Annotated in this window: 12 protein-coding genes; 8 read left to right on the forward strand and 4 right to left on the reverse strand. The window is 68.5% G+C overall.

Features of this window, described 5'->3' with window-relative positions; all coding sequences use genetic code 11:
• Positions 1 to 174: 174 nt before the first annotated feature.
• A complete protein-coding gene (preA, locus tag ASE31_RS25980; RefSeq protein ID WP_057205180.1) occupies positions 175 to 1482 on the reverse strand; it encodes an NAD-dependent dihydropyrimidine dehydrogenase subunit PreA in 1308 nt (435 codons plus the stop codon).
• A gap of 45 nt (positions 1483 to 1527) precedes the next feature.
• Complete coding sequence (locus tag ASE31_RS25985) at positions 1528 to 2877, reverse strand: NAD(P)-dependent oxidoreductase (protein ID WP_057205182.1); 1350 nt, start codon at positions 2875 to 2877, stop codon at positions 1528 to 1530.
• Between the two features lie 310 nt (positions 2878 to 3187).
• Between ASE31_RS25985 and ASE31_RS25990 the strand changes: the two genes are divergently transcribed.
• A complete protein-coding gene (locus ASE31_RS25990; RefSeq protein WP_057205185.1) occupies positions 3188 to 3925 on the forward strand; it encodes a TetR/AcrR family transcriptional regulator in 738 nt (245 codons plus the stop codon).
• A 9-nt stretch (positions 3926 to 3934) separates the two neighbouring features.
• Here ASE31_RS25990 and ASE31_RS25995 read toward each other — a convergent pair whose 3' ends face one another.
• Positions 3935 to 4651 carry a Crp/Fnr family transcriptional regulator gene (locus tag ASE31_RS25995; RefSeq protein WP_057205186.1) on the reverse strand — a complete coding sequence of 239 codons (717 nt, stop codon included), beginning with the start codon at positions 4649 to 4651 and terminating at the stop codon, positions 3935 to 3937.
• Between the two features lie 218 nt (positions 4652 to 4869).
• On the opposite strand from ASE31_RS25995, the gene ASE31_RS26000 reads away from it, so the two are divergent.
• From ASE31_RS26000 to ASE31_RS26030, 7 genes are all read left to right on the forward strand, one after another.
• Positions 4870 to 5394 (forward strand): ester cyclase, encoded by a 525-nt coding sequence (locus ASE31_RS26000; RefSeq protein WP_057205188.1) that lies wholly within the window; start codon positions 4870 to 4872, stop codon positions 5392 to 5394.
• Entirely contained in the window at positions 5391 to 6176 is a 786-nt protein-coding gene (locus ASE31_RS26005) for an SDR family NAD(P)-dependent oxidoreductase (RefSeq protein ID WP_057205189.1), read from the forward strand. Before ASE31_RS26000 ends, ASE31_RS26005 begins: the two co-directional genes overlap by 4 nt.
• A 9-nt stretch (positions 6177 to 6185) precedes the next feature.
• A complete protein-coding gene (locus ASE31_RS26010; protein WP_057205191.1) occupies positions 6186 to 7274 on the forward strand; it encodes a hypothetical protein in 1089 nt (362 codons plus the stop codon).
• 47 nt (positions 7275 to 7321) lie between these two features.
• Positions 7322 to 8659: an MFS transporter gene (locus ASE31_RS26015; protein ID WP_057205193.1), complete on the forward strand. Its 1338-nt coding sequence runs from the start codon at positions 7322 to 7324 to the stop codon at positions 8657 to 8659.
• A 76-nt stretch (positions 8660 to 8735) separates the two neighbouring features.
• Positions 8736 to 9098, forward strand: a complete 363-nt coding sequence (locus ASE31_RS26020; RefSeq protein WP_057205194.1) for a hypothetical protein — start codon at positions 8736 to 8738, stop codon at positions 9096 to 9098.
• A gap of 123 nt (positions 9099 to 9221) precedes the next feature.
• Positions 9222 to 9869 (forward strand): SCO family protein, encoded by a 648-nt coding sequence (locus ASE31_RS26025; protein WP_057205197.1) that lies wholly within the window; start codon positions 9222 to 9224, stop codon positions 9867 to 9869.
• Positions 9870 to 9897: 28 nt separating this feature from the next.
• A complete protein-coding gene (locus ASE31_RS26030) occupies positions 9898 to 10374 on the forward strand; it encodes a copper chaperone PCu(A)C (protein WP_057205199.1) in 477 nt (158 codons plus the stop codon).
• A 136-nt stretch (positions 10375 to 10510) separates the two neighbouring features.
• Here ASE31_RS26030 and ASE31_RS26035 read toward each other — a convergent pair.
• On the reverse strand, positions 10511 to 11047 hold a 537-nt coding region (locus ASE31_RS26035), incomplete at its 5' end, for a hypothetical protein (RefSeq protein ID WP_235514770.1).

Genomic DNA, 11047 nt, shown 5'->3' on the forward strand with positions numbered 1-11047 from the left:
ATTTACTTCTTGGGGTTGCACACAAGCCGCTGCCGGATCCGGCGTTCCGGTGGGAGGCAGATGGCGGGACGGAGCAAGTTCACGCTCCAGGGGAAGCGAGCGATGCTACCGGCGCACAGCGCACTGCGCCAGATGCAGCGCAGCACCGGGGTGCGCTGTCCGCCAGGCACTGCATCACGCAGCAACCCGCTGGGGGTTGTTGGGGTGGGTCGTCCAGTTCGCGTACTCGCCTGTGACCACCTTGCCCGTGCGCGCATCCACCTCGCCGGGCGCGAGGCTGCGCAGCGTGATGCACTCGGGCACGGGGCAGATGGAGACGCACAGGTTGCAGCCCACGCACTCGGCATCGTTGACCTCGAATTTGCGCACGCCGCCCTCCTTGGTGAAGGTGATGGCCTGGTGCGAGGTGTCCTCGCAGACCACGTGGCAGCGGCCGCATTGGATGCAGGCGTCCTGGTTGATGACGGCCTTGTCGATGTGGTTGAGGTTGAGGTTCTTCCAGTCCTTGACGGTGGGCACGGCCTGGCCCTTAAAGTCTTCAATGGTCTTGTAGCCGCGCTCGTCCATGAAGTTGGACAGCCCGTCGCACATGTCCTGCACGATCTTGAAGCCGTACACCATGGCCGCGGTGCACACCTGCACCGTGCCGCAGCCCAGCGCGATGTACTCGGCCGCATCGCGCCAGGTGGTGATGCCGCCGATGCCGCTGATGGGCAGGCCGGCGGTCTGCGCGTCGCGTGCGATCTCGGCCACCATGTTCAGGGCGATGGGCTTGACGGCCGGGCCACAGTAGCCGCCGTGCGAACCCCAGCCGTCGGTGCTGGGGCTCATGGTCATGCGGTCCAGGTCCACGCCCATGATGGAGTTGATGGTGTTGATCAGCGACACCGCATCGGCCCCACCGGCCTTGGCCGCGCGCGCGGGGTGGCGCACGTCGGTGATGTTGGGCGTGAGCTTGACGATCACCGGCAGGCGGCTGTAGTGCTTGCACCAGGCCGTGACCATCTGGATGTACTCGGGCACCTGGCCCACGGCGGCGCCCATGCCGCGCTCGCTCATGCCGTGCGGGCAGCCGAAGTTCAGTTCGATGCCATCGGCCCCGGTGTCCTCGACCAGGGGCAGGATGCTCTTCCAGCTCTGCTCCTCGCAGGGCACCATGAGAGAGACGATCATGGCCCGGTCGGGCCAGTTGCGCTTGACGCGCTTGATCTCTTCGAGGTTGGTGTGCAGCGGCCGGTCGGTGATCAGCTCGATGTTGTTCAGCCCGATCACGTGCCGGTCCTGCGACATCAGCGTGGCGTAGCGCGGGCCGTTGACGTTGACCACCGAGGGGTCCTCGCCCAGGGTCTTCCAGACCACGCCGCCCCAGCCCGCCTCGAAGGCACGGGTGACGTTGACTTCCTTGTCGGTGGGGGGCGCCGAGGCCAGCCAGAAGGGGTTGGGGCTGCTGATGCCCAGAAAATTGCTGCGGATGTCGGCCATGGTGTGGTGCTCCGGTGATGTGCGGTGATGGCGGCTGAACGGCGCTCAGGCGGCCAGTGCGGCGTGGATCGAGATGGCGGCCACCTTGCCGTGCTCCACGGCTTCCACGGTGAGGTCGCGCCCCCCGGCCCGGCAGTCGCCGCCGGCCCACACCCGGGCCAGGCTGGTGCGGCCGTCCGCGTCGGTAGCGATGCGCCCGCCGGTGAGCGCGATGGCCTGGCCCACGGGCTCGGGCACATAGGTCTGGCCAATGGCCTTGAGCACCATGTCGGCCGGGATCACGAAGTTCTCACCGGTTTCAATGAGCCGGCCGCCTTCCAGTGCCGTGGCGGCAAAGCGCACCCCGGTCACAGCGCCATCGGCACTGAGCACCTCCTTGGGCGCAGCGAAGTGGCGGATGGTGACGCCGTTGGTCTGCGCCCATTCCTGCTCGACGTGCGAGGCGGACATGCTCTCGGCCCCGCGGCGGTAGGCAATCGTCACCTCCTCGGCACCGAGCTTGCGCGCCTGCACGGCGGCATCCACCGCCGTCATGCCGCCGCCGATCACGACCACGCTGCGCCCCACGGGCAGGGTTGACAGGTCAGCCGTCTGGCGCAGCTCGGCAATGAAGTCCACGGCATTGCGCACACCGGTGGCCGTGGGCTCGGCGATGCCCAGGGCGTTCACGCCCGACAGGCCCAGGCCGAGGAACACTGCGTCGTGGCTGGCCAGCAGGCTGTCGAGGGTCATGTCGCGGCCCAGCAACTGGTGCGTGCGCACCTCGATGCCGCCAATCGACAGCAGCCACTCGACTTCCTTCTGGGCGAAGTTGCCGGTGGTCTTGTAGCTGGCCAGCCCGTATTCGTTGAGGCCGCCGAGCTTGGTGCGGGCGTCGAACAGCACGACGTCGTGGCCGCGCACCGCCAGGCCGTGGGCGCAGGCCAAGCCTGCGGGGCCGGCCCCGACCACGGCGATGCGCTTGCCGGTGGATGCGGCACGCTGGAACAACGGGGCACCGGGCTTGGCGAAGAAGGCATCGGTGGCGTAGCGCTGCAGCGAGCCGATCTCGACCGGCTTGTCCTCATTGGTGTTGCGCACGCAGGCCTGCTCGCACAGCACCTCGGTGGGGCAGACGCGGGCGCACATGCCACCCAGGGGGTTGGCCTCCAGGATGGCGCGGGCGGCGCCCCGGTTGTTGTCCTGCGCGATGCGGTGGATGAAGGAGGGGATGTCGATGCCCGTGGGGCAGGCCGTGGCGCAAGGCGCATCGTGGCAGTAGTAGCAGCGTTCGGCCTCGATCAGCGCCTGCGGGCGCGTCAGCGGCGGGTGGGCGTCGCCGAAGCGGGTGGCGTAGTCGGCCAGGTTCAGGCGTGCGGCATGAATGCCGCAGGCGTGGCTTGCGGGTGTGTCCATCAGATTTCCTCCGGCAGGGTCAGGGTGGGGGCAGGGGCGCTGCACGCCGGCAACGCAGCGGCGTGGCCCGATCCGCACGGACGGCGGCAGGGGGCTGCGCAAACAGTGCATGCACAAGGGCATGCAGCCGCAAATTCCGGAGGTTTCATCGTGGGCCTCGCTAGGGGTTGCAGGTGCCCGGTGCTTTGGCTGCACCGGTGCCCTGCTGGCTGTTGAATTTACCAACCAGTAAAAATTTACCAATTAGTAAAATCCCTACAGCAAGCCGCATGCCAGGCTTTTGCCAGCCACATTGACACACAATGGTGCAATGACCGACGCCCGACAGCCCCCCTCCGCCTCCGCCCGGCGGCGCCCGGAAGCCCCCAGCCCCCCGGCGACCGCCCCCGCTGCGGAAACCGCCGCCAAGGCGCCCACCGCGTCGCGCCTGCTCAAGGAGCAGGGCATCCTGACCGAGGCGGAGAACCATTTCGCGCAGTTCGGCTTCGAGGGCGCCTCTCTGGAGAACATCGCGGCGGCCATCGGCATCAGCCGGCACAACCTGCTGTACTACTTCCCGAACAAGGAAGCGCTGTACCAGCGCGTGCTGGACGACGTGCTGACCCAATGGCTCGCGGGGATGGAAGACCTGTCGCACAGCGACGACCCCCAGCAGGCACTGCGCCGCTACATCCGCGCCAAGCTGCGCTACTCGCGCGAGCGCCCCAATGGTGCAAAGGTATTCACCAAAGAGGTGATTGCCGGTGCACCACGCTATGGCAAGGCCATCGCCGCGCGGGTGGGGCCGCTGCTAAAGGCCGAGGTGCGTACCTTCGAGCGCTGGGCACGCGAGGGCCGCATCGCGCGCGTCAACTTCACGCACCTGATGTTCATCATCTGGTCGGTGACCCAGGCCTATGCCGAGCAGGAAGCCCAGTTCGCCTTGCTGCTGGGCAAGCCGGCGCTGACCGAGCGCGACTACGGCAAGGCCGAGGAGCTGATCTGCCGCATGGTGATCAAGGCACTGGAACCTGACGCGGCGCGGGACAACCCGCCCGGGGCAGACTGACGGACGGCATCACGCGGGCTGTGCGGCATAGCAGGCCAGGCGTTCGCGGTCGAGCAGTTCGACCACGCGGTAGCCCACACGCAGCATCCCCTCTTCTTCCCATTGCTTGAGCTGGCGGTTGATGCTTTGGCGCGAGACGCCGAGCATGAAGGCCAGATCCTCCTGCGACACGGCCAACACCACCGTGGTGGATTCCGCGCTGGCGGGCCGGCTGTCCAGCATCACGAGCCGGTGCGCCAGCCGCACGGACAGCGGCTGCAGGATGGCGTCGTCGATCCAGGCCAGGGCCTGGCGCAGCCGCAGGCACACCAGCCGCGTGAAGGCCATGTGCAGCGCCGGCTGCGTGGCGATCAGGTGGTGGAAATCCGCCGCCTGGACCACGGCCACCTCCGACGGCTCCACCGCGCAGGTGTCGTACACGCGCTGCTGGCCCACGAACAGCGAGACCTCGCCGAACCAGTGGCCCGGCTCCAGCACGGCGATGACGGCCTCGCGCCCGTCCGGCGCGGCCACGCTCACGCGCAGCGCGCCCTGCACCATGCCGAACAGCGCGTCGGGAGCCGACCCCTTGAGGAACAGCGAATCCCCACGCTGCAGTTGCCGGCGGTGCGCCACCTGCAGCAGGGCGTCCTGCACCTCCTGCGGCAAGCGCAATCGCTCGTCGGCGCGGTGCCCGAGGTGGGCCGGAAGGTCGGTATCGGGTGCCGGTTCGGGCTGGGAAGGCATGGAGTGCACCTGGGGGCGAGATGGCTGGCGGCAGCCATTGTGTGGGCAAGGGAGGTCGCCATGGCGACGCGCAGCGGACATCCCCGGGTTTGTACCACCCCCCAATTGCCAACACCGGACAGTCTCGCCAGTGCGGCCTGCGGATAGTGGACCGGCGCGCGGCAGGCCCCTCGGGTCGCCGCACTCCTTGAACCGCCATCGACCTGAAGGACGCCCCCATGACCACCCCCACCACCGAACGCAATGCCCGCCGCGAGAAGACCGTGCTCGACCACTTCGCCGACGAAACCCGCCAGGATTTCGATGCCGTGCTCGGCACCTTTCCGCACCCGCACTACGAACTGATCCCCACCGGCGAAGTGCACGACGGCAACGAGGACGTGCGCCGCTACTACACCGCCACGCGCCAGGCCTTCCCGGACCAGCGGCACGAAATCATCGAACTGCGCCATGCCGGCGACTCGGTCATCGTGGAGTTCTGGCTGCTGGGCACGCACAAGGGCCCGCTCGCTGCCTTGCCCCCCACAGGCAACACCTTCCGCTGCCGCATGATCGCGCTGTTCATCTTCGACGAGGCCGAGAACCTGGTCTGCGAGCGGGTGTACTTCGACACGCTGACCATGCTGCGCCAGTTGCTGGTGGGCGTGCCACCGGCCGCGCTGCCCGGCATCATCGGCTCGCTGCTCGGCGGCCAGGCAGCCACCTCCGGCAAGACATCGGTACCCGAGCAGGCCACGGCATGAGCGGGCGCCTGCAGGGCCACCACGCGGTGGTGACCGGCGGGGCCCAGGGCATTGGCCTGGCGATTGCACGCCGCTTCCTGCACGAGGGCGCCAGCGTCTCGCTGTGGGACATCAGCGACCGCCAGTTGCAGGGCGCAGCGCAGGCGCTGGACGCCCCGGGTCGGATGTTCACCGCAGCCGCCGACGTGCGCGACGAGGCCGCCGTAACGGCTGCCGCCCAGGCCAGCGCCACAGCCCTGGGCCCGGCCACCGTGCTCGTGAACAACGCCGGCGTGCTCGGCCCGCTGGTGCCCACCTGGGAGCACAGCGCGGCCCAGTGGCGTGCGGTGCTGGACACCAACCTCACCGGCGCCTTCCTGTGCTGCCGCGCGCTGGTGCCGCAGATGCTGGCAGATATCGCCGGTCAGCGCGCGCCCGCGGTCGGGCGGCGCGTGGTCAACATCGCCTCGGTCGCGGGCAAGGAAGGCAATGGCCTGAACGCTGCGTACTCGGCCTCCAAGGCCGGGCTGATCGCGCTGACCAAGTCGCTGGGCAAGGAGCTGGCCACCACCGGGGTGCTGGTGAACTGCATCACCCCGTCGGCGGCCGAGACCGGCGTGTTCGACGGCGTTCCCGAAGAACACCGCGCCCAGCTGCACCAGGCCCTGCTGTCGCGCGTGCCCATGGCCCGCTTCGTCGAACCGGCCGAGGTGGCCGCCATGGCGGCCTGGCTGGCGTCTGCCGATTGCTCGTTCAGCACCGGCGCCGTCTTCGACATTTCGGGCGGCCGCTCTTTGTACTGAGGAGACCTTATGAACATGATGACCGAACCCCTCTCGCCGGCCAGCCTGCTGCAGCCCGTGGCCGACTTCGACGGCGCACGCAGCGCTCCCACGCCGCAGGACCGGCTGCGCGCGCTGCGCCGCGCGGGCGAGCAGTTCCGCGAGCGCTTTCTCGGCGAACCTGCCGTGCGCTATGCGCGCAGCTTCGACCTGCTGCGCATCCCCTACCCGGCCTGGTATGCCTTCAACGGCGTGTACTCGCAGCAGTTGCTCAAGCCTCACATGGTGCACCTGCTGGCACGCACGGTGCTGGTGCAGTTCGAGGATTTCGAGGGCCAACTGAGGAACCTGCTGTTCACCCCCGCCGATTTCGAGACGGGCAGAGAGACACCCTATTTCAAGCGCCTGAGCGAGCAGACCCCGAAGTTTTTGCACGGCGTGATCGCGCCGGTCTACGGCACGGTGCTGCAGGCCCTGGCCTCGGTGGGCGTGGCGCCGGAGCAGATCGATTTCATCACCTACGACCACCTGCACACCCAGAACCTGCGCCGCTGGCTGGGCACGGGCAGCGAGCGCGGCCTGCTGCCCAACGCCCGCCTGTTGGTGCACCGCCAGGAGCTGGCCAGCGTGGCCGGCCTGCTGCCCACGCAGGCCGACTGGTACTGCCCCGAGGGGTTGCAAGGCGTGGCGCCCGAACGCATCGTGGCCTTCGACGGCAGCGTGCAACTGGGGCGCGGCATCGCGCTGGTGCACACGCCGGGCCATACCGAGGGCAACCACTCGCTGGTGTACCGCACGGGCGACGGTATCCGCGTGAGCAGCGAGAACGGCGTGAGCGCCGACAGCTGGGCGCCCGAGGCCTCACGCCACAACGGCATACGCCGCTATGCGAAGGCCACCGGCTCCGAGGTGGTCCTGAACGGCAACACCCAGGAGGGCAGCGTCGACCAGTACCTGTCGATGGTGCTGGAGAAGACCATCGCGGGCACCTCGGCCACGCATGGCTTCAGCAACGTGGTGCCGTCCAGCGAATGCTCGCCGCACTGGCTGTTTCCGGGGGCACCTACCAGCCACCTGTGGGGCGCCACCGCCTCGGGCGTGCTGCAGCGGCCCACCTGAACCGGTTCGATTTCTCCCCACAAAACAGACAACAAGAGACAAACGCCATGAACTCCCCCGCTGCCATCTTTCCCACCGATGCGGGTGCCTCGCAAGCGCCCGCCACTGCGGCTGACGACGCCACCTACCGCCAGATCGCCTGGCGGCTGATTCCGGTGCTGTTCGCCTGCTATGTGTTCAATTACCTGGACCGCACCAACATCGGCTATGCCCAGCTGCAGATGAAGAGCGACCTGGGCTTCAGCGACGCGGTGTTCGGCCTGGGCGCGGGCATCTTCTTCATCGGCTATGCGCTGTTCGAGATACCGAGCAACATGCTGCTGGCGCGCGTAGGCTTTCGGCTGACGCTGCTGCGCATCATGGGGTTGTGGGGCCTGGCCTCGGCCGCCACGCTGTGGGTGACCACGCCGGCCCAGTTCTACGTGCTGCGCTTCCTGGTGGGGGTGTTTGAGGCGGGCTTCGCGCCGGGCGTGCTGTTCTACCTCACGCTGTGGTTCCCCTCGCAGCGGCGCGCCAAGGTGACGGCGCTGTTCTTCATGGCCTATGGCGCGGCGCCCATCGTCGCCGGGCCGCTGGCGGGCGCGAGCATGACCTACCTGGACGGCGTGCTGTCGCTGCATGGCTGGCAATGGCTGTTCCTCGTGGAAGGCGTTCCCAGTGTGCTGCTCGCGGTGCTGGCCTACAAGCTGCTCGACGACGGGCCACAGGCCGCCCGCTGGCTCACGCCCGCGCAAAAGCGCCAGGTGCAGGACGATCTGGCACGCGACCAGGCCGCCAACGGCGCAGATGCGCGCAGCAGCTTTGGCAGCGCCTTGCGCAACGGCCAAGTGTGGCTCTTGGGCTTCATTTCGTTCCTGGTGATCCTGGGCATCTACGCCATGTCGTTCTGGCAGCCCACCATGCTGCAGTCCATGGGCCTGTCGGTGATGCAGATAGGTCTGTACTCGGTGGTTCCGGCAGTCACGGGCATCGTGGCCACGCTGCTCATCGCCGGGCATTCCGACCGACGGCAGGAGCGGCGCTGGCATTTCGCGGTGACGGCCTGCATCGGCGCGGCCGGGCTGTCGCTCACCACCCTGTTCATGCAGAGCCCGGTGGCCGCAGTGGCCTGCCTGTCGCTGGCCTCGGTCGGCATCTCCAGCGCCTTCGCCATCCTCTGGGCCGTGCCCGGCAGCCTGCTGAGCCGCAACGCTGCGGCGATGGGCATCGCCCTCATCACGACCATTGGCGGCACGGCCGGCGTGGTGGCGCCGGTGATGGTGGGCGCCATCAAGACAGCGACCGGCGGCTTCACGCTCAGCCTGTACCTGCTGAGTGGCGCCCTGGTACTGGCAGCGGTGCTGATGGTGCTGGCCGTGGGGCGCGGCAGGCAGGCAGCGCGCTGAACCCATCTACCCCGGGGCCTGGGACAAATTGCCCCACCCCCACCCGCGCGCAGGGGCCCGGGACGATAATGCGGCCATGCACGCGCTGCGCACCTCGTCACTGCTGGCCCGCCTGATCCTGGCGTGGTTCGTGTTGACCGTGGGCGCGGCGATCGCGTCGCCCATCGTCCACCCCCAGGCCCTGCAGATGGTCTGCACCACGGGCAGCACCGTCAAGCTGGTGGTGGTGGGCGATGACGGCGGCGCCACCGCGCTCGGGCAGCACACCCTCGATTGCGCCATGTGCCTGGGCGCCAGCGCACCGCCGCCACCCGTGCAGCAGCATGCACAGCACCATGGGCCCCTGGCGCACATGCTCGCGCCCACTGTGGCTGCCACCATCGCTGCCATCGTTGGCGCCCCCCTGCCCGCCCGCGGGCCACCGACCTCCCTCGCCTGACACCTGCGCTGCTGCGTGCCCACCCAGGGCATGCGCGCGCTTTGAGCGGTAACCACCGCGCCTTGGCGGCGCCGGTGCGCGCCTCGGCGGTAGCCCGCCGTCCGATCCTCGATACGTACCCCCATGAACACCCCATCGACACCACCACGCCTGGCCGCTGCCGCAGCGCCGGGCCCCTCCCACCACCGCCGCGGCCTGCTGGCCCTGGCGCTCGCGCCCCTGCTGGCGGCATCGCTCGCCGGCTGCAAGAAGGCGCCAGTGGCCTACAAGGGCATGGACATCACCGGCGCCGAGTACGCCCGGGATTTCCAGCTCAAGGATGCCCAGGGCCAGGTGCGCACACTGGCCGACTACCGGGGCAAGGCGGTGATTCTGTTCTTCGGCTTCACGCAGTGCCCCGACGTGTGCCCCACGGCCCTCACCCGTGCGGCAGAGATCCGCCGCCTGCTCGGCGACGACGGCCATCGGCTGCAGGTGGTCTTCATCACCATCGACCCCGAGCGCGACAACCCGACCGTGCTGGGCGCCTACACGCAGGTGTTCGATCCGAGCTTCATCGGCCTGTATGGCGACCTGGAGCAGACGGCCGCGGCAGCCAAGGAGTTCAAGGTCTATTACAAGAAGGTGCCCACGGGCGCGTCCTACACCATGGACCACTCCGCGTTCAGCTATGTCTTCGACCCGCAAGGCAAGCCGCGCCTGGTGCTGCGCCACGAACAAAGCGCCAAGGACTGCGCCGACGACCTGCGCCAGTTGCTGCACTCCGCCTAAACCCCTTCCATCCACAGAGACCATTCCCATGCATTCCATCCAACGATCCATTCTGGCTGCCGCTTGCTTCGCCGCGCTCGCCATCCCGGCCTTCGCCCAGGTCACCGTCAAGGACGCGTGGGTGCGCGCCACCGTGCCCCAGCAGCAGGCCACGGGCGCCTTCATGCAGATCCAGGCCGCCAAGGACAGCAGACTGGTGTCTGCCAGTTCCCCGCTCACGAGCGCCGTCGAGGTCCATGAGATGGCCATGCAGGACAACGTCATGCGCATGCGCCAGGTGCCCGCCGTCGAGCTGCCCGCCGGCAAGGCAGTGAACCTCCAACCCGGCGGTTACCACGTGATGCTGATGAACCTCCAGCAGCAGGTGAAAGAGGGCGACACGGTGCCGATCACCCTGGTCTTCGAGGGCAAGGACGGCAAGCGCGAATCGGTGGAGGTCAAGGCCCCCGTGCGACCGCTCAACGCCGCAGCGCCAGCTGCGGCCCAGGGTGCGCACAAGCACTGAACGCCATGGCAAAGCGGACAGTGGGTCCGCCGCCGCTCTGGTACGGATTTGCATCCAATCGAACAATCCGACGGAAAGCCGCTGACGGCGCTTGCTACAGCGCCGCAGGGCGACCCAACGAGCGACGGTGTGCCGCTCAGTTCAGCGTGTGGACGACCTTGTAGCGGCCGGCACGGACCATCTCCGCTGCGGCCGTGGCATCGTCACCCACACCGTACCCCACCACCAACTGCACACCCTCCAGCCCGCTGAAGTTCAGGCCGGACGCAATGTTCACGGGCACCGTGCGGGGCAGCGGGCCACGTCCGTCCGCCGGGAAGACGCCTCCGGTGTAGGGCGCCCATCCGTTCGGGCCCAGGAAGAGGGCCGTCGATCCGGCGAGTGCGGCCACATAGACCCGCCCCGTCTTGCCGCGGTGCAATGGCGATATCAGGGCGCCCACGTCCACCGTGACGTTGCTCAGGGGGCCATCCTGCCCTCCGGCAAAGGTGCCGGGGGCTTCACCCACCCGGCCAGCATCGAATGGTGCCCCATTCGCCAGCGTCACCCGCACGGGAGTCGTGGATTTGTCCGGGGCGCCTGTGGCCAGGTGGGTGGTCTTGCCCCACACCCAGACGCTGCCGTCCGTTCCAATCACGCCAGAGATCGCAGACCCCGCCGCTGCTGCAACCAC

The sequence above is a fragment of the Acidovorax sp. Root217 genome, from assembly GCF_001428645.1.
Taxonomy (GTDB): Bacteria; Pseudomonadota; Gammaproteobacteria; order Burkholderiales; family Burkholderiaceae_C; genus Acidovorax.